Annotated in this window: 18 protein-coding genes; 6 read left to right on the forward strand and 12 right to left on the reverse strand. The window is 67.2% G+C overall.

Annotation, left to right across the window (positions count from 1 at the left end):
- The first annotated feature begins 51 nt into the window (after positions 1–51).
- On the forward strand, positions 52–1,008 hold the full coding sequence (locus tag C6Y53_RS07760; RefSeq protein WP_106471912.1) for a PLP-dependent cysteine synthase family protein: 957 nt from the start codon (positions 52–54) through the stop codon (positions 1,006–1,008).
- Positions 1,009–1,014: 6 nt separating this feature from the next.
- Here the strand turns inward: C6Y53_RS07760 and pncB are convergent, their stop codons facing one another.
- The 3 genes from pncB to pncA form a co-directional block, all read right to left on the reverse strand.
- On the reverse strand, positions 1,015–2,304 hold the full coding sequence (gene pncB / locus C6Y53_RS07765) for a nicotinate phosphoribosyltransferase (RefSeq protein WP_106471913.1): 1,290 nt from the start codon (positions 2,302–2,304) through the stop codon (positions 1,015–1,017).
- A gap of 64 nt (positions 2,305–2,368) precedes the next feature.
- Complete coding sequence (locus C6Y53_RS07770; protein ID WP_106471914.1) at positions 2,369–4,201, reverse strand: ATP-binding protein; 1,833 nt, start codon at positions 4,199–4,201, stop codon at positions 2,369–2,371.
- A gap of 72 nt (positions 4,202–4,273) precedes the next feature.
- Positions 4,274–4,867 carry a bifunctional nicotinamidase/pyrazinamidase gene (gene pncA / locus C6Y53_RS07775; protein WP_106471915.1) on the reverse strand — a complete coding sequence of 198 codons (594 nt, stop codon included), beginning with the start codon at positions 4,865–4,867 and terminating at the stop codon, positions 4,274–4,276.
- Between the two features lie 95 nt (positions 4,868–4,962).
- Between pncA and trhO the strand changes: the two genes are divergently transcribed.
- Positions 4,963–5,868 carry an oxygen-dependent tRNA uridine(34) hydroxylase TrhO gene (gene trhO, locus C6Y53_RS07780; RefSeq protein WP_106471916.1) on the forward strand — a complete coding sequence of 302 codons (906 nt, stop codon included), beginning with the start codon at positions 4,963–4,965 and terminating at the stop codon, positions 5,866–5,868.
- An 81-nt stretch (positions 5,869–5,949) separates the two neighbouring features.
- Here trhO and C6Y53_RS07785 read toward each other — a convergent pair whose 3' ends face one another.
- The gene (locus tag C6Y53_RS07785) at positions 5,950–7,164 is read right to left on the reverse strand and encodes an MFS transporter (protein WP_106471917.1); all 1,215 of its coding nucleotides are present in this window, start codon (positions 7,162–7,164) and stop codon (positions 5,950–5,952) included.
- Positions 7,165–7,333: 169 nt separating this feature from the next.
- Between C6Y53_RS07785 and C6Y53_RS07790 the strand changes: the two genes are divergently transcribed.
- Positions 7,334–7,807: a YdcF family protein gene (locus C6Y53_RS07790; protein ID WP_106474005.1), complete on the forward strand. Its 474-nt coding sequence runs from the start codon at positions 7,334–7,336 to the stop codon at positions 7,805–7,807.
- An 85-nt stretch (positions 7,808–7,892) separates the two neighbouring features.
- Here C6Y53_RS07790 and C6Y53_RS07795 read toward each other — a convergent pair whose 3' ends face one another.
- The 4 genes from C6Y53_RS07795 to parA all read right to left on the reverse strand — a co-directional run bounded on the left by C6Y53_RS07795 (position 7,893) and on the right by parA (position 9,839).
- The gene (locus tag C6Y53_RS07795) at positions 7,893–8,288 is read right to left on the reverse strand and encodes a hypothetical protein (protein WP_106474006.1); all 396 of its coding nucleotides are present in this window, start codon (positions 8,286–8,288) and stop codon (positions 7,893–7,895) included.
- An 81-nt stretch (positions 8,289–8,369) separates the two neighbouring features.
- A complete protein-coding gene (locus C6Y53_RS07800) occupies positions 8,370–8,777 on the reverse strand; it encodes a universal stress protein (protein ID WP_106471918.1) in 408 nt (135 codons plus the stop codon).
- A gap of 65 nt (positions 8,778–8,842) precedes the next feature.
- The gene (locus C6Y53_RS07805; protein ID WP_106471919.1) at positions 8,843–9,172 is read right to left on the reverse strand and encodes an antibiotic biosynthesis monooxygenase family protein; all 330 of its coding nucleotides are present in this window, start codon (positions 9,170–9,172) and stop codon (positions 8,843–8,845) included.
- 31 nt (positions 9,173–9,203) lie between these two features.
- Positions 9,204–9,839, reverse strand: a complete 636-nt coding sequence (gene parA, locus C6Y53_RS07810; RefSeq protein WP_106471920.1) for a ParA family partition ATPase — start codon at positions 9,837–9,839, stop codon at positions 9,204–9,206.
- A gap of 130 nt (positions 9,840–9,969) precedes the next feature.
- Here parA and C6Y53_RS07815 point away from each other — a divergent pair, with 130 nt between their 5' ends.
- Positions 9,970–10,668 carry a hypothetical protein gene (locus C6Y53_RS07815; RefSeq protein ID WP_106471921.1) on the forward strand — a complete coding sequence of 233 codons (699 nt, stop codon included), beginning with the start codon at positions 9,970–9,972 and terminating at the stop codon, positions 10,666–10,668.
- Positions 10,669–10,690: 22 nt separating this feature from the next.
- Here the strand turns inward: C6Y53_RS07815 and C6Y53_RS07820 are convergent, their stop codons facing one another.
- Together C6Y53_RS07820 and C6Y53_RS07825 are read right to left on the reverse strand one after the other, a co-directional pair.
- Complete coding sequence (locus tag C6Y53_RS07820; protein WP_106471922.1) at positions 10,691–12,979, reverse strand: glycosyl hydrolase family 28-related protein; 2,289 nt, start codon at positions 12,977–12,979, stop codon at positions 10,691–10,693.
- A gap of 251 nt (positions 12,980–13,230) precedes the next feature.
- Positions 13,231–14,805 carry a lysine--tRNA ligase gene (locus C6Y53_RS07825; protein WP_106471923.1) on the reverse strand — a complete coding sequence of 525 codons (1,575 nt, stop codon included), beginning with the start codon at positions 14,803–14,805 and terminating at the stop codon, positions 13,231–13,233.
- A gap of 167 nt (positions 14,806–14,972) precedes the next feature.
- On the opposite strand from C6Y53_RS07825, the gene C6Y53_RS07830 reads away from it, so the two are divergent.
- On the forward strand, positions 14,973–15,341 hold the full coding sequence (locus tag C6Y53_RS07830; protein WP_425300358.1) for a tellurite resistance TerB family protein: 369 nt from the start codon (positions 14,973–14,975) through the stop codon (positions 15,339–15,341).
- A gap of 11 nt (positions 15,342–15,352) precedes the next feature.
- Here the strand turns inward: C6Y53_RS07830 and dacB are convergent, their stop codons facing one another.
- Positions 15,353–16,849 (reverse strand): D-alanyl-D-alanine carboxypeptidase/D-alanyl-D-alanine endopeptidase, encoded by a 1,497-nt coding sequence (dacB, locus tag C6Y53_RS07835; protein ID WP_106471925.1) that lies wholly within the window; start codon positions 16,847–16,849, stop codon positions 15,353–15,355.
- Between the two features lie 108 nt (positions 16,850–16,957).
- Here dacB and C6Y53_RS07840 point away from each other — a divergent pair, with 108 nt between their 5' ends.
- The gene (locus C6Y53_RS07840; protein WP_244614975.1) at positions 16,958–17,764 is read left to right on the forward strand and encodes a DMT family transporter; all 807 of its coding nucleotides are present in this window, start codon (positions 16,958–16,960) and stop codon (positions 17,762–17,764) included.
- Here C6Y53_RS07840 and C6Y53_RS07845 read toward each other — a convergent pair.
- Entirely contained in the window at positions 17,714–18,358 is a 645-nt protein-coding gene (locus C6Y53_RS07845) for a nicotinate-nucleotide adenylyltransferase (RefSeq protein WP_106471927.1), read from the reverse strand. The two genes, C6Y53_RS07840 and C6Y53_RS07845, sit on opposite strands and share 51 nt — an antisense overlap.
- Between the last annotated feature and the right edge of the window lie 111 nt (positions 18,359–18,469).

The following is an 18,469-nucleotide window of genomic DNA, read 5'->3' on the forward strand; positions in this document are numbered from 1 at the left end:
GGCCAGCCCCCGGACCCCCGGAGTTTTCCGGGCAAGATGAAGAGGTGAGCGATGGCGCTGGCATCGATACTCGGGGCAATCGGGACCACGCCGTCGGTCTGGCTGGACGGGATGGTGGCGGCGCGCGGGCTGCAGGGGCGGATCCTGGCCAAGCTGGATTATCTCAACCCCGGCTTTTCCAAGAAGGATCGCGCCGCGCTGGGCATCATCCGCGCAGCAAGGGCATCGGGCGCCCTGGTGCCGGGGCAGACGGTGGTGGAACTGACCAGCGGCAACATGGGCACCGGGCTGGCGATTGTCTGCGGGCAGATGGGGCACCCGTTCGTGGCGGTGATGAGCCGTGGCAACTCCGCGGAACGGGCGCGGATGATGGCGGCGCTGGGGGCCGAGGTCGTGCTGGTGGACCAGGCGCCGGGCGGCGTGCCGGGGCAGGTGTCGGGGGCCGACCTGGACCGCGTCGAGGCCGAGGCGCAGCGATTGACGCGGGCGCGGCGCGCGTTCCGGGCCGACCAGTTCCGCCATCCGGGCAATGCCGGCGCGCATTTCGACACCACCGGGCCGGAATTATGGGCGGATTCGGAGGGCACGCTGACCGCATTCGCGGATTTCGCCGGGTCGGGCGGCACCTATGCCGGCTGCGTGCGGGCCCTGAAGGCGCATGACCCGGCATTGCGCGGCTACCTGGTCGAACCCGAGGGCGCGGCGGTGCTGGCCGGGGCGGACCTGCACGTGCCCGGCCACCCGATCCAGGGCGGCGGCTATGGCATGAAGGACCTGGCATTGCTGGCGGAGGCGCCGGTGGACGGCTACCTGTCGGTGACCGGGGACCAGGCGCGCGACGCGGCCCGCGCCCTGGCGCGCGAGGCCGGTATCTTTGCCGGGTTTTCCTCCGGCGCCAACCTGGCCGCCGCGCTGCAGCTGCTGGAGGGGCCGGAACGCGGCGGCGTGGTGGCCATCATCATCTGCGACAGCGGCCTGAAATACCTGTCCACCGATCTCTGGGAGTGAGGCCGGTCAGACCACCACGGCGCGCGGCTGCTGATCGCCGACGCCGAACACGCGCTTGTAGCGGTCGATCTCGTCCGGCGGGCCCATCGCCTTTTCCGGGTTGTCGGACAGTTTCACCGTCGGATGCCCGTCCGCCGCCACCGCCTTGCACACGAGGCTGAACGGCGCGAGCGCATCGCCCGGCACCAGGCCGCGAAAATCGTTGGTCAGCAGCGTGCCCCAGCCAAACGAGATCAGCGCGCGGCCGGCAAAACGCGTGTGCAGATCCTCGATCGTATCCACGTCCAGCCCGTCCGAGAAGATGATCCGTTTCTTCCTTGGGTCCTCGCCGCGGGACCGCCACCAGTCGATCGCGATCTCGGCGCCCTCGGCCGGATCGCCGCTGTCGACGCGGATGCCGGTCCAGCCGGCCAGCCAGTCGGGCGCGTTTTCCAGGAACCCCCGGGTGCCGTAGGTATCGGGCAGGATGATGCGCAGGTTGCCGTCATGTTCGTCATGCCAGTCCGACAGCACCTCGTAGGGCGCGCGGGCCAGCGCGGTGTCGGTTTCGGCCAGCGCGCTGTAGACCATCGGCAGTTCATGGGCGTTGGTGCCGATCGCCTCGACCTCGCGGCGCATGGCGATCAGGCAGTTCGACGTGCCCACGAACTTGTCGCCCAGCCCCTCGATCATCGCCTGCACGCACCAGTCCTGCCACAGGAAGGAATGGCGCCGCCGGGTGCCGAAATCGGCGATGCCCAGCCGGTCGATCTCGCGCAGGCGTTCGATCTTTTCCCAGACGCGGGTCATCGCGCGGGCATAGAGCACCTTGAGTTCGAACCGGCGCATATCATGCAGCACCGCGCGCGACCGCAGTTCCATCAGCACCGCCAGCGCGGGGATTTCCCACAGCATCACCTCGGGCCAGGCGCCTTCGAAGGTCAGTTCATACTGGTCGCCCCGGCGTTCGAGATGGTAGGGCGGCAGGCGCAGCCCCTCGAACCACTCCATGAAATCGGGGCGGAACATCTGGCGTTTGCCGTAGAAGGTGTTGCCGCGCAGCCAGGTGCTTTCGCCGCGCGACAGCGACAGCGACCGGATGTGATCGAGCTGTTCGCGCAGTTCGCCCTCGTCGACCAGCCTCGCCAGAGGCACCGTGCCGGTCCGGTTGATCAGCGAAAAGGTCACCCGCGTGTCCGGCCGGTTGCGAAACACGGACTGGCACATCAGCAGCTTGTAGAAATCGGTGTCGATCAGCGACCGGATGATCGGATCGATCTTCCATTTGTGATTGTAGACGCGGGTTGCAATATCCACGGCGCGGCCTCGATGGTTCGGTTTCCGCCTGATACGTTAGCGCGAAGCCGAAAACCATGCAAAATCAACCCGCCGCGCAACATCCGCGGCCGGCGGCGTAACGGGCGATCGCCGCAACCAGATCGGCGCGCGACACCGGTTTGGTCAGGAACCCTTCCATCCCGGCGGCCAGGCAGGCGTTGCGATCCGAATCGAACGCGTTGGCGGTCAGCGCGATGATCACCGGCTGCCGCACCGGCGCCGCCCGGATGCGCCGCGCGGCCTCGGGCCCGTCGATACCCGGCATCGACATATCCATGAAGATCACGTCCGGCGGCGCGCAGAGCGCCTTTTCGACGGCCTGCAGCCCGTCATGGGCAAATTCAAGCTCCAGCGGCTGGCTGGCCAGGAATTTCTTGACCAGCAACCGGTTCACCCGGTTGTCCTCGGCCACGAGCACGCGTAGGCCGGCGGGCAGGTCCGGCTGATCGCCGCGCCCGGCAGGCCGCGCCGGCCCCGCGCAGCGGCCAACCGGCACAGTCAGGGTGAAACACGACCCGCGCCCCGGCGCCGATTGCACGGTGATGGTGCCGCCCATCGCCTCGGCCAGCAGGCGCGATATGGTCAGGCCCAGCCCGGTGCCGCCGAACCGGCGCGTGGTGCTGGCCTCGGCCTGGGAAAACCGCTCGAAGACGCGGCCGATCTTGCCGGCCTCGATGCCGATCCCGGTATCCGACACCGCGACGTCAAGCAGCTCGGCCCCGTTTTCCTGCCGCAGATGTACCTGTATCCGGACCCCGCCGGTCTCGGTGAACTTGACCGCGTTGCCGACCAGGTTGACCAGGATCTGCCGCAACCGCCCGTCATCGGCACGCACATGCGCGGGCAGCCCGGTCGGCAGGTCCAGGTCCAGCGACAGCCCCTTGCGCGCCGCCTGCGGATCAAACAGGCGCACCGCGTCGGCGATGCAGGCGCGCAGGTCGAAATCGGTCGGGTTCAGCTCCATCCGTCCTGCATCGAGCCGCGACAGGTCGAGCACGTCGTTGAGGATGCGCAACAGCGATCCGGCCGAGCTTCGGATGGTTTCCGCGTTCTGGCGCTGGCCGCTGTCCAGGTCGGTTTCACACAAGAGATCGGCCATCCCGATCACGCCGTTCATCGGTGTCCGGATTTCATGGCTCATGGTGGCCAGGAATTCGGCCTTGGCGCGCGCGCCCTCCTCGGCCGCCTGCTTGGACGCGACCAGTTCCCGGCTCAGCGCCAGCAGCGCGCGGGTATCGCGCCGGTCGCGCCGGAACCCGCGCTGCACCGAATGGATGCAGGTCGCCACCATCATGCCCAGCGTCAGCGTCCCGATCGCGTTCATGGCGAACCCCGCGCTGCGGTTGTTGCCGCCGAGCCAGTCCCCGGCGAAGAACAGCAGCGCGGTGGCGGAATAGATCGACAGGCGGGCAAAGGCGGCCGCGGGGTGAAACGGCATCACCAGCCCGGCATTCACCGCCGCCCCGGCCAGGAAGGCGACCGCAAACAACGGCGAATCGCCGCTGACGCCGCCATACCACGACATGCTGACGCACAGGGCGATGGCAAAGGCCTGCAACCCGGCGGTCACGGCGCTGATCGCCGCCTCGCGATGGCGCGGCGCCCCGGCATCGAGCCGGCGTTTCATGCCCCGCAGATAGGCGCAGTCGGTGATTTCCCCGGCCAGCGCCACCAGCACCGCCGCCAGCCCGCTCATCGGCCCGTTGGTCAGAAACAGCACGGCACCGCCGATGAAGGTGATGACCTGCCGGCTGGCGAAATGGCGCACCCGGCCGCGGGCATAGCGGATCAGCAGGCCACGGCGGCTGAACCGGTCCTCATGCTCTTCCAGCTGTTCGACAAGCTGTTCGGCTTCTGCCGTGGCTTGCTGCGACATGATCTACCCCGGACCGGCTACGCATCCGGGCCGAGCTTAGGCCATGCCGGGTTAACAAATTGCCACCGGCGCTCAGGCCAGCGAAACTCCGGCCTGCCGCATCGCATCGCGCGCCGCCGCCAGCGATCCGTCCAGGTCGATCGCACGGCAGAGATCCTCGCGCACGGTCACCGCGAACCCGAGCCGCGCCGCGTCAACCGCCGAGAAATGCACGCAGAAATCGGTGGCCAGCCCGACCAGCATCAGTGCGTCGATCGCGCGCGTGCGCAGGTAACCTTCCAGCCCGGTGGGCGTCGTCTGGTCATTCTCGAAAAAGGCGGAATAGCTGTCGATGCCGGGGCGGAACCCCTTGCGGAGGATCAGGTCCCCGTCCAGCCGCAGGCGCGGGTGAAACGCCGCGCCATCGCTGCCCTGGACACAGTGATCGGGCCACAGCACCTGGGTGCCATAGCTCATCCCGACCGTGTCGTAGGGCGCCTTTCCCGGATGCGACGAGGCAAAGGACGAATGCCCCGCCGGGTGCCAGTCCTGGGTCAGGATCACGGTGTCGAAACCGTCCATCAGCGCGTTGATGCCATCCACGATCTCATCGCCGCCGGGCACCGCCAACGCGCCGCCGGGGCAGAAATCGTTCTGCATGTCGATCACGATCAGGGCCTGGGTCATGGGCGTCTCCTTGCTGCGCCTCAGGGGTAGGCGGCGCGCGCGGCCGCGTCAATCCGGCCCTTGCGGGTTCGCCCGCCCGCGCTTAGATCGCGGCCATGCATGTCATCGCCGCCCTCTACCACTTCACCCGGTTCGACGACCCCGCCGCACTGAAACCGGCGCTCGAAACCCTGTGCGCCGCCCGCAACGTGAAAGGCACCCTGCTGCTGGCCCGCGAAGGCATCAACGGCACCATCGCCGGGCCGAGGGCCGGGATCGACGCGGTTCTGGCCCATATCCGCGCCCTGCCGGGTTGCGCCGGGCTGGACTGGAAAGAGGCCACCAGCGACGCCCCGCCCTTTCCACGCCTCAAGGTGCGGCTGAAACGCGAAATCGTCACCATGGGCCAGCCGCAGGTGGATCCGCGCGCCGGCACCGGCCACTATGTCGACCCCGCCGATTGGAACGACCTGATCCGCCAGCCCGATGTCGCGGTGATCGACACCCGCAACGACTACGAAATCGCCATCGGCACCTTCCAAGGCGCCGTCGACCCGCAGACCGAGAGCTTCCGCGACTTCCCCGCCTGGTGGGAAAGGAACCGCGACAGGTTCCACAACAAGCGGATCGCCATGTTCTGCACCGGGGGCATCCGCTGCGAGAAATCCACCAACTACCTGCTGGGCCAGGGGGTCGAGGACGTGTTCCACCTCAAGGGCGGCATCCTGCGCTATCTCGAGGAAATCCCCGAAACCGACAGCGCCTGGCAGGGCGACTGCTTCGTGTTCGACAACCGCGTCAGCGTCGGCCACGGCCTGCGCCGGGGGCCGCATCTGCTGTGCCATGGCTGCCGCCGGCCGATCCTGCCCGCGGACACGGCCCGCCCGGAATACGAACAGGGCGTTTCCTGCCACCTGTGCATCGGCGAAACCAGCGAGACCGACAAGGCCCGCTTCCGCGAACGGCAGAAACAGATCGCGCTGGCCCGCGCGCGCGGCGAAACACACCTGGCCGGGCAGTGACCGCCCCCTTCCTCTTGCCGTAAATATCCCCGCCGGAGGCTCCCGCCGCCGGCCACATGCACCGGCGCCGCGCAACCGGGGTCAGGCCGTGGCCACCCGGCGCGGGCGCGCCCGCAGCATCAGCATCGCAACGATGGCGATATTCAGGCCGTTCCACGCGATCCCGTTGACAAAGGCCAGCTGGTAACTGCCGCTCAGGTCATAGATCCAGCCCGACAGCCAGCCGCCCAGCGCCATCCCGACAATGGTCATCATCATCACGAACCCCACCCGCGCGCCGGCTTCGCGGGCGGGCATGAATTCGCGCACCACCAGCGCATAGGAGGGCACGATCCCGCCCTGCGACAACCCGAACACGGCGCTGACTAGGTAGAGCGGCACCATCCCGTCCCATGGCAGGTAGAGAAACAGCGCGATACATTGCAGCACCGATCCCGCCAGCAGCGTCGCCACGCCGCCCAGCCGATCGGCCACCAGCCCCGAGATCACCCGGCTCACCACCCCGCCCAGCAGCATCAGCGACAGCATCTCGGCGCCCACGGCGGGCCCATAGCCCAGCCCGACGCAATAGGCGACGATATGCACCTGCGGCATCGACATCGCCACGCAGCAGGCGATGCCCGCCAGCCCCAGCAGCCATTGCAGCGCCCGCGGCGACAGCCCGGTGCTGCGGCGGTTGCCGGCCGATGCCGCCTCGGCCACCCCATGGGCCTCGGGAGGCACCCGCCGCCGCAGCAGCAGCGACAGCGGCACCAGCGCCGCCAGCGTCACCACCGCCAGCACCAGGTAGACCTGCCGCCAGCCGCTCTCGGCCAGCAGGCCCGCCAGCAGCATCGGCCAGATCGCCCCGGACAGGTAGTTGCCGCTCGCCACCAACGCGACCGCGATACCGCGCCGGCGCAGGAACCAGTGCGAGATATCGGCGATCAGCGGACCGAAACCGACCCCGGTGCCGATCCCCAGCCCCAGATGGACCAGCGACAGCACCAGGATCGACGGCGCCAGGACCGCCAGCCCGTAGCAGGCCGCGCTCAGCATGGCGGCACCGATCAGCGCCAGCGTCACCCCGAACCGGTCCACCACCCGCCCGATCAGCAGGTTGCCCAGCGCGAACCCGACCATGGTCAGCGTATAGGGCAGCGATGCCTCGGCCCGGCCCGCCCCGAACTCGGCCTCGACCGCGGGCAGGATCACGATCACCGCCCACATGCCCACATTGGCCACCGAGGCGATCAGCAACGTGATCGCCAGCCGGAGCCAGGAGTAACCGCTGTCATGGATCTGCGCATGCGTCATGCGGCCACGCTAGGCAGCAAGGCGCGCGCGCGCAACTGCAACCGAACCGTCAGGCCCCCAATCTGGCCCCCCGTTCTGGCGCCCCCGATCTGGCGCCCCAGATCTGGTGCCTCTGACCGCCGCCGCCTAGACTGGGGGCATGGCGGACAGGGGCAATCATGACAGGGGCTTGCCGGCGGCGCTGGTGCTGGGCGCCGCGGTCCGCCCCGACGGGAGCCCGTCCCCCGCCCTGTGCCGCCGGACGGCCCACGCGATCGCCCTGTTCCACGCAGGCAAAGTGGGGGCGATCATCGGCTGCGGCGGGCCGGGCGACCACGCCCCGACCGAGGCCGAGGCAATCCGCCGGATCTGCCGCGCATCGGGCCTGCCCGACGCGATGGTTCATCTCGAGGACCGGTCGGCCAACACCGCCGGCAACCTGCGCAATGCGCGGCCGATCCTCGACCGTCTCGGGATCGCGGGCGCCGTGATCGTCACCGACCGCTACCATGCGCCACGTGCGCGCCTGGCCGCCCGGCGGCTGGGCCTTTGCGCAACCCTGTCCTGCCCCGCGCCCGCCGGAGCCCCCAGATTGCGGTTGCTCAAGAGCCGGCTGCGCGAACTGCCCGCCTGGCTGTGGTACTTCCTGACCCTGCGCGGCTAGCCGGTTTCCGGCCTGCGCGGCAACGGCAGGACAAGCTGTCGCGTCCGGTCGATCCCCGGAGGACCGCGAAACAGGGCGGTGCCGGTCACCTGGCCACCGTCACCTCGATATAATCGGCCCGCGCCCCCGATCCGTACAGCGTAACCAGCACCATCGCGCCACCGCGAAGGATGAGCCGCGCCGCCGCCGGGTCCATCCGCCCGTTCATCAGCATGCGCTCCATCTTGGCGCGATTGCCCGCATCGGCAAAGAAACCGTCGCCCTCATCGCCGAACTGGCGGATGCCGAACCGGTGGTAATTGGCCCGGTCCTGCCGCAGAACCTGCCATGGCGCATCCAGGCGCACGCCCTTCGAATTGAACAGGTCGTCCTCGCCGATATAGGCGATGTAGCTGCCCACGACCTGCTGCGCCGCCACCGGACCGGCGGCCGGAACCAGCAGCAACATCACCGCCGCGAACAGTACCGAAATCCTGGGCATCCCGATCATCCTCCCGCCCCTGTCATTTTCCATCTTGCCCGCATGAATACGAACATGCGGTTAACGGAGCCACGCACCGCCCTAGCGGACCACATGCACCGCGCAGGCCGCGTGACGCACAACCTGGGCCGCGGTCGACCCCAGCAGCAGGTCCTGCATGCCGGGGCGATGCGACGCGATGATGATCAGGTCCGGCCCGTTCTGTTCGGCCCAATCGAGGATCGACCGGCCCGAATGCCCCTCGATCACCACCGCCTGTGCGTTCGGCAGTTCGGCGGCGAGCTTTGCCAGCTCGCGCTCCGTGGCCTTGCGCGCCTCGATCAGGTAATCGGTCGGCATATAGGTCATCGCATAGGTGGGGATCGCCTCGACCACATGCAGAAGGGTGATCCTTGCCTCGGACGTGGCAAGCAGCCGCGCCAGTTTCAGTGATCCGGTGACATCGCGTTCGGTGTCGAACGAGATCGGGACGAGAATGTTGTGATACATTGCCTTGGCCTCCGTCAGCTCCGGTCAAGTCTGCCCCGGCCCGGCGGCCCGGACCATGATCCATGTCAGCTATCGGAGCTGAAACTGGCCGCCACATCGTACATGACCGGCTCGAAGCTCTTGCAAAGCCCGGCAATCTCACGGTTGCGGGCGCGCATCTCATCGCTGCGCAGCATCGCCTGGAAATCCTCGCGCCGCTTCCACTGGGAATAGTTGGCGATCCGCGTCTGGGCATCGTTCACATGCAGCACCGCGCCCAAAAACCCCGGCTGTTTTGAAATGAAGGACGCGTAGGCATCGGTCAGCGCGTCCAGCAGATCCTGACAGGTGCCCGGCGTCATCTCGAACGTGGTGATGACCGTCTGTACGTTGTTGTCAGCGGATATCGTCAGCATCGGGACCTCCCATTGTCTTTGGTCGAACGTATCACAACCGCGCAAGCATTGCGCCGACTTCCTGCACCAGCTGCGCGACTTCGTCATGGGCCGGGTTCCTGGGCGTCTCCTGCGCCGCGCGCCCCTGCCCCAGCGTCTCGGCATAGATCACCCGGTTGGCCATGGTCGCATCCAGCCGGCCGGCCTCCATCTCTGCCAGCCTTGCGGCCACGTCGGCACCCAGCCGCGTGCCGGACCGCGCGCGGGTCATCACCAGCACCGCCGGGACCTGTTCGCGCGCAGCGAGATCCAGCACCGCCTCGACCGCCCACAGATCAACATGCGACGAGGCCACCGGCACCAGCACCAGGTCCGCCGCTTTCAGCGCGGGGCGCAGATCGCTGTCCGCCTTGGGCGGGGTGTCGATGATGACCACGTCATGGCGCCCGGCCAGCTTGCGGCTCTCATAGGGCACGCCCCAGGCCGACGCCGTCGAAAACTCGATCTCGGCACCGTCGATGCCGCCGTCGAGCCGCGCCATGAACCAGCGCCCGGCGCTGCCCTGCGGGTCGGTATCCACCAGAGCGGCGGATCGGCCTTCGCGCGCGAACCCGACCGCAAGGTTCACCGCCAGCGTGGTCTTGCCGGCGCCGCCTTTCTGCTGCGCAATCGTGATGACCTGTCCCAAACGGCCGCTCCCCGGTTCGCGACCAGATTAGCGGCAACCGGACCCGGCGCAACGCCCAAAACGACGCGGCCCACCGATAGTAACGCCCCGTTAACCCTGACGCGAAACCATGCGCGGCAGAGGAGGAATCATGCGCCGCCTGTCTGCCATCCTGCTGGCCTGCCTCACTCTGGCCTGCCTCGCCCCGGCCGGCCGCGCCGATGCCGGCGCCTGGCTGCAAGAGCAGGGGAAAACCTTCCTGTCGCTGGGCGGTAGCGCCTTTGGCAACCGCTATGTGCTGGAACAGGAATACCGGCTCTACGCCGAATACGGTGCCTGGCCGCGGCTGACGCTGGGGCTCGATGTCAACGAAAAGCCGCAACTGGTCGGGCACGCGCTGGCCTTTGCCCGCCTGCCGCTGCCATCGCCCTGGGAACAAACCAAACTCGCCGCCGAAATCGGCGCCGGCGTCCATCACCTCGAATATTACCTCGGCGAAACGCCCGAGTTTCATCCCATGTACAAGGCCACGCTGGCTCTCGGCCGGGGGTTCGAGATCCCGTGGGGCGGCGGCTGGTTCGCCTTTGATCTCGCCGCGGAACGGCGCGCCGGCCTGTCCGACCCGGTGTTCAAGCTCGATGCGACACTGGGCATGTCATCCGGCCCCCGTTTCAAGCCGCTGGTCCGGCTCGAAACATATCAGACGCGGGGCCAGCCGGTGGAATGGACGCTGAGGCCGGCGCTGATGTTCGACTGGTATCCGGGCCTCACCTTCGTGCTCGGGCTCGAGGCGAAATCGGTCACACCGGAGGCCGTGGGCCTGTCACTGGACCTGTGGCGGCGGTTCTGATCCGCCGCCACGGGATGCCGCCTCAGTCGTCGTCGATCCGCACCGTGACCAGGACCTTGCCCCTGACGGCCCTGGCCCAGACGAGGTTGACCTTGTCTTTCGCCGCTCCCTTGCCGGGGTCGGCATAGGGCATGTCGTGGTTCCGCGACCCGTTCGCGTCCTTGATCGCGCCCCGCGCGACAATCGATTCGACGTGACGCGCCTGCGCACCGAAGGGCAACCGGTTATCGGTTCCGATGCTCCAGACCACGGCGTTGCTGTTCTGCCCGTGTTCGACCCGCAGCGGGTTGGCCGCCTGCTGGTCCACCGCGTGAAACGAATTGCCGGTGAAGGTCACGTTCTTGAATTTCGAATAATCCAGATCGGCAAACGAGGTATCCACCCGCTCCACCCGGTCGATATTGCCATTGATGCTGCGGAACCGGTTGCCGCTGATGTTGACACCGTTCAGGTAATGGCCCGTGCCATGCGGCTTGACCACGATATAGCTGAACCACGGCGCCACATCCCCCGACAGAAAGATGTTGTCGGTGATGTTCATGGCGCTGAACGAATAGCCCGAAGTGAAACGCGGGGTCGCGTCGCGTTCATTGGTCCACTCGATGAAACAGTTGTCGATATAGTTGCCGGTGATGGTGGCGCTAGTGTGGTTCGCGGCAATGATCAGCCCGGCGCTGCGAACCCCGTTGGCAACGCTGTCGCCCTGGAAGAAATGGTTGCCGATCACGACACTGTTGCCACCGGCCAGCAACGCGAAATGCCTGAACCGGGTGGCGCGGCAATTGCGCAGCTTCACATCGTTGGAATTGGCGTTGATCGCGACTGTTACCCGTTGCGACACATCCTTGGCATCCTCGTCCGACAGGAACTGGCAGCGGTCGATCAGCATCCCCTGACACCCGCTTCCGATCGAGGTCACCCCACGGCTCTTGGGCCGGTTGATGAAACAGTCGCGCAGGTGGAAAATCGACCCGCCGCGGGCCAGCCGGATGCCGCTGGCGTAGCCCTGGCACTGCAGTTCGACATCCGCGATCACGAATTTCGACAGGCTGCTGAAACCCCTGAAATCGAGCATGTATTGGAAGTTTCGGAAATTGAAGTTCTGCCGTCCGGCCGCATCATAAAGAGGCGCGTTCAGCGTAACCTCTCCGGCGCCGACATTGACCGATTTCACATAGATCTCGCGTCCGACGCCCGATCCGGTGACCTGCGCGCCAACCTGGATATTGGCCGCGTTGTTCACCGCGGTCAGCTTCCTGGAATCCGACGGGTTGTAGGTGGCGTAGGACTTGACCGAGTTGACGGACCAGTTCGAAGAGGAGGCCGCGACCAGCTGCCCGTTGCGGATCACCCGGCGCGTGGCATAGCTGGTCTTGTTCGGCACCGCCGCCTGCATGTCGATCGGGCCGGTCACGGTGATCTTTCGGCCGCACAGATCCAGCGATTCGTGGTCGGAGTTGTTCAGCAACGCCTGAAAGGCCTTCCGGAACGCCAGTTCCTCATCCTTGAAGGCCTCCGCATAGGTGGCATAATCGAAGCTGCCCGTCAGCAGCAGCATCCTGGCGGTCGGCATGACGACCTTGCCCTCGAACCGCACCGGCACGTCGATGGTCACGTCCCTGTTCAGCCTGTAGGTTCCGCGCGGCACCAGCAGCGTGCGCCCATTCGCGGCCGCGTTCGCGGCGATGAATGCGGCGCTGTCATCGGTGCTGCCATCGCCCAGGGCGCCATAATCGCGCACGTCGATGACGCTGATCATCTGGCGGATGAACTCGTTCGTGACATCCCTGATCTCGATATCGTCGATCCGCACCACGCCGCCGCTGTCGCCGGTCAGATCCAGGCCGAAATGGCCATGATCGGCGTCAACGCCCCACGCCATGTCCACGCCCGCCCGCGCTCCGGTGCCCACGATCGCCGACACTTGGACCACCTCGCCATAGCGCGACAGCGCCACCGACGGGCCGGTTTCGCCCACGCCGCCCAGATGCGCGCCGTTGCTCCTGCCCGCCCAGCCGGCAATGCGCACCGATGGCAGGTTGCCGCTCATCGCCTTCACCCGTGCGGTGATGCGCAGGTAGCACCCCGGCAGGATCGGGGTTTTCTGCATGAACCGCAGCTTCTGCGTGGCCTCGGCTTTCAGCAGCTCGAGGCAGCCACCGAAATCCTGATCCGCCGGCACAAACGCCGCATTGGTCGAGCCGGAATAGGTGTCGGACCCCGGCGTCCCGTTCCCGCTCGACCATTGACCCAATCCAGCCTCGAACGCGGACGGCATCAGTGCAACGCCGCTGGTGATCGCCATGTTCATCCCAATCCCTTTCCCAGTTCGCGCGCGGATCCCAGCAGACCCGGCATGAAGATCGTCCCGGCGCCGGACAGCCCCGAACGCGAGGAAAGGGAAGTAATACCGAACCGTTAAGGGGTTCTCACGGCACCGTCACGGTGCCCGTTGCGCACAGGCTGCACAGGCTGCACGGGCCGCGCGTCAGACACCGGGCCAGCCCTATCCGCAGGGTCGGGTCATTCGCCGGGCGCGGGCCGGTCCGTCAGGCCAGTCCGTCAGGCCAGTTCGCCCGCCAGCGCCGCGTCGATCAGCGCCACGGTTTCATCCACCCCGTAGAGCGCGATGAACCCGCCGAACCGCGGCCCCTGGCTGGCGCCGAGCAGCACCTCATAAAGCGCCTTGAACCAGTCGCGCAGCGGGTCGAACCGGTCGCGGCCCACGGCATAGACCACCGATTGCAGCGCCTCGTCATCCAACGCACCGTCATAGCGCGCCAGGTCGCCGCGCAGCGCCTCCAGCGCCTCGCGTTCCAGGTCGGTCGGCGCGCGGTAAACCCTTGTCGGCTTTACAAAATCGTTGAAATACCGCACCGCGCATTCCGCCGCCGCATCCATGTCGGGATTGTTCTCGGGCGTGGCTTCGGGGGCGTAGCGGTTGATGAACCCCCACAGCCGTTCCCTGTTCTCGGCCCCGGATACGGACGCCAGGTTCAACAGCATCGCGAACGGCACCAGCATGTTCGATTCCGGCACCTGGCCGCCATGGATATGCCAGACCGGGTTATTCAGCCGTGCCTTCTCATCCTGCTCCGGATAGGCCCGCAACTGCTGGTGATACTCGTCCACTGCCTTGGGTATCACGTCGAAATAGAGCCGCTTGGCGGTCTTGGGTTTCTGGTACATGAAATAGGACAGGCTCTCGCTGCTGGCATAGGTCAGCCACTCGTCGATGCTGACCCCGTTGCCCGAGGATTTCGAGATCTTCTGCCCGTTCTCATCGAGAAACAGCTCATAGGTGAAATGCTCGGGCGCCGGCGCGCCCAGCGCCCGGCAGATGCCGTCATAGATCGGCGTGTTGGTGGAATGGTCCTTGCCATACATCTCGAAATCGACGCCCAGCGCCGCCCAGCGAGCGCCGAAATCGGGCTTCCACTGCAATTTCACGTTGCCGCCGGTGACCGGCAGCGTCCATTCGCGCCCGTCCTCGTCGTCGAAGGTGACGGTGCCGTCCCCGGCGTTCACCTCCTTCATCGGAACATAGAGCACCCGGCCGGTTTCGGGATGGATCGGCAGGAAGATCGAATAGGTCTGCCGGCGCTCTTCGCGCAGGCTCTTCAGCATGATCTTCATGATGTCGTCATAGCGTTCGGCGGCACGCAGCAGCACGTCGTCGAACTGGCCCGAGCGGTAGAATTCGGTGGCGCTCACGAACTCGTAGTCGAACCCGAACGTATCGAGAAACCGCCGCAGCATCGCGTTGTTGTGGTCGCCGAAACTGTCATGGGTGCCGAACGGGTCCGGCACGCTGGTCAGCGGCTTTTGCAAATGTTCGGCCAGCATGTCGCGATTCGGCACGTTGCCGGGCACCTTGCGCATCCCGTCGAGATCGTCCGAGAAACAGATCAGCCGGGTGGGAATATCGCTGATCTCGGCAAAGGCGCGGCGGATCATGGTGGTGCGCAGCACCTCGCCGAAGGTGCCGATATGCGGCAGACCGCTGGGCCCATAGCCGGTTTCGAACAGCACATAGCCCTTTTCGGGCGGCCCATTGCGATACCGTTTCAACACCCGGCGCGCTTCCTCGAAAGGCCAGGCCTTGGACGCAAGGGCGGTATCGCGCAACTGGGTCATGTCGTTCTCCGGGATCTGGCCGCTGCGGCGCGGCGATGCGCCGCTACCTATTGTGCCGGGGCTGAGCCGTCAATAATCTGCACGGCAACGGAACTTCCCGAAAGGCCAGCACCTTGAGCAACTCAGACACCCATGTGCTTTCCGCGCAGGACTGCCTCGTGGCCGTGATGGTCACCGTATCCGCCTCCGACGAGAACATCCGCACCTCGGAACTGGTCAAGATCCAGTCGGCGGTCAACAACCTGCCGATCTTTGCCGAATACGATATCGACCGCATGAACGTGGTGTCGCAGATCGTCTTCGACCTGATCGAACAGGAGGACGGGCTCGACGCGCTGTTCGGGCTGATCCGCGAAAACCTGCCGGAGCGGCTCTATGAAACCGCCTATGCGCTGGCCTGCGACGTGGCCGCCGCCGATGGCAAGGTCGCGGGGCCGGAAAACCGGCTGCTGGAAGAGATGCGGTACGAACTGAATATCGACCGGCTGCACGCCGCGGCGATCGAACGCGGCGCGCGGGCGCGGCACCTGACCTGAATGGCCTGCGGCTAGCTGCCGTAGATCGTGCCCCAGCGCTCCAGCAGCCGGGCCTGCAACATCCGCGCCCGGCTGTTCCACTCGCGGGCGCCCTCGGGCCGTTCGCGGTCGGCGCGCGCGATGCGGGCGCGGCGTTCCATGTCGGCGGTAAAGATGGCAAAGGCCATTTCCCGCCCGTCCGCGGCGGTGAGAAATCCGCCCAGCCCGGACACGAAGTTGAGCGTGCCGGTCTTGGCGTCCACCTTGACCGGATGGTCGTCGACGATGCGGCCGTGGCGGTCGCGCATTCCGATCGGTTTCAGCAGCGGCCGCAGGATACCCGACTTGCGGGCCTGCAGCAGCGCGGCCACGAGATCGTTGGGCGTCATCCGGGACGCATCGCCCAGCCCCGAATGATCGGCCAGCGCGGTCCCGGTCATGCCATACCGCCGTGCCGCCCATGCGCTCATCCGCGCCGCCGAGGCCTTAAGGGTCTCGGGACGCCCCCCCAGCGCCACGCTCGCCGAAAGCCCCACCATCTCGGCGGTGATGTTGGTCGAGAATTTCAGCATGTTCTTCAGCATCGGGCGCAGCTCCTGCGACCGGTGCCGCACGAGCTCCTCGGTGCCCTCGGGCAGCCAGGTGATCACCCGTGCGGGCTCCAGCACGATGCCATGCGACCGCGCAAGCGTGCGGAACACGTCCCCGGCATACAGCGCCGGCTTGCGCACCGGCAGCCACCGCGCGCCGCCATCGCCCAGCGCCGCCGAAGCCACGGTCCAGCGATCCGCGTCGCCACCGTTGGCATAGGTATAGACCGGCATCTTGCGCGGCCTGATCTGCATGCTGGCCATCTGCACATCCGGCCGGTAACGCCCGGTGCGCGCGTCCATGGTGACAGAATACCCCTCGCCCGCGCGTTTCCATTCGAAATGCACCCGGTTGAAGTTCAGCGCGATACCCGACACCGCCGGGCTATAGGCCAGCTGATCGGGCTGGCCCGGGTCGATACTGCGAACATGCGGCAGCATCCCGTCATGCACCAGGAACGCGCCGCGCACCTCGCCGATACCCGCCTCTTTCAGCGCCGCGGCCATCGCCGCCAGATCGTCGGTCACCAGCACCGGGTCGCCACCGCCCGACAGGATCAGGTCACCTTGCAGAACACCATTCTCGACCGGCCCGTTCGCCAGCAGCCGGGTGGAAAACCGGTGATCGGCTCCCAGCACGTCGAGCGCATAGAGCGCGGTCAGCGTCTTGGCCACGCTGGCCGGCGGCAGCCCCGCGTCACCGGACGCGCTCTCCAGCATCTTGCCGGTTTCGACATCGGCCACCGAACAGGCCACGGCACCGGGCAACCCGAACCGCGCGATCAGCCCCTCGATCCCACCGGCGGCCCTTGCGGCAAATCCCGCACCGCGCGCATGGGGGCGCAGCGACATCTCGGGCGCGCGCGCCCAGCCCGGCCCGGCCAGCGCCAGCGCGCCCAGCCCGCCCAGAAAACCCCGCCGCGTGGTGTTACCCGTCATGGCCGCACTTAACCCCAGCTTGCATCGCGGGACAAGCATACATCCGGCCGGGTTCCTCTGTCTGCACGGGGGTGATAATGGCGACGCATGGGGCAGGCGGTCATTCTCATGTTCATTGCCATGTCGATGATCCCTGCCGGGGATCTCGCGGGCAAGCTGCTGACCGGCGGGCATGGTGTCGCGCCCGCCTTTGTCGGCTGGTCGCGCTTTGCGCTGGGGACGCTGATGATCCTGCCGTTTCTCGGCCGGATACCCTGGCGCCTGCTGCGCGACTGGCGGATATGGCTGCGGGCCATGTTTCTCGCCGGCGGCATCCTGTCGATCCAGACCGCGCTGCGCACCGCCCCGATGGCCGATGTGTTCGCCGCCTTCTTCATCGGCCCGATGGTCAGCTTTGCGCTGTCCGTCCTTTTCCTGCGCGAACCGGTCGGACCGCTGCGCGTTGCGTTGATGGGGCTGGGGTTTGCAGGCGTTCTGCTGGTCGCACGCCCCGGCTTCGGCGGCGCGCCGGGCATCGGCTGGGCGCTGCTGGCGGGGCTGTTCTACGGGGCCTATCTCACCGCATCGCGCTGGCTGGCGCATCTGGGCACCGCGCGGGGGCTGAGCTTTACCCAGTTGCTGCTGGGCGCGGTTCTGCTGGCACCCGTCGGCCTGCCGCAAACACCCCCGCTGACCGCGCCGGTGATCGTCCTGACCCTGGCCAGCGCCGGTTTTTCGATGCTCGGCAACATGCTGCTGATCGTCGCCTATGCCCGCGCGCCGGCATCGCGGATGGCGCCGCTGGTCTATTTCCAGCTCATCGCGGCGACCGGGCTGGGCTGGATCGCCTTCGGCGATCTGCCCGACGCGCTGACCTGGGCCGGGCTAGCGCTGGTGATCGGAGCCGGGCTGATCTCGGCCATGTTGCGGCGCTGACCAGCCGCCACGGGCCCGGATGGCGGTCGAGCTTTCATGCGTCATCGGAACGTTCACGAAACACCATGCCGGTGGGGACGACTGCGCCAGCAGATGCGCCGCCGGGCCGTCCAGCCGGGCATGGGCATAGATCCGCGCCGCCGGGGACATCCGCGCCGCAATCCGGTCGCCGGGCCGGGCCAGCACGCCCACCGGCACCGTTTCCATGATCGACCGCCAGTTCTGCCAGCGATGCAGCTGGACCAGGTTGTCGGCCCCCATCAGCCAGACGAACCGTACCCCCCGATACCGCGCCCGCAGCGCCGCCAGCGTGTCGGCGGTGGCGCGGGTTCCCAGCCGCGCCTCGATATCGGTGATCTCGACACGCGGATGCCGCATCAGCGCCTGCGCCGCCGCCATCCGCGCCTCCAGCGGCGCGGGGCCGCGAGCCTTCAACGGGTTGCCGGGGCTGACCAGCCACCAGACGCGATCCAGCCCGAACCGCTTCAGCGCCTCGCGCGTGACATGCACATGACCGGCATGGGGCGGGTCGAACGACCCGCCGAACAGCCCCACGGTCATGCCGGCGCGGGCGAACGGAACGACATGACGCATCTCAGCCTCTCCCAGTGGCGCCTTTCATGAGCCGGGCCGGCGGGAATGTCCATATTCGCGCAGGGAAACGGGCGGTAACCGCCGCCCGTCCCGTGTTGTTGAAAGCGCAGG

This window comes from Pukyongiella litopenaei, assembly GCF_003008555.2.
Lineage (GTDB): Bacteria > Pseudomonadota > Alphaproteobacteria > Rhodobacterales > Rhodobacteraceae > Pukyongiella > Pukyongiella litopenaei.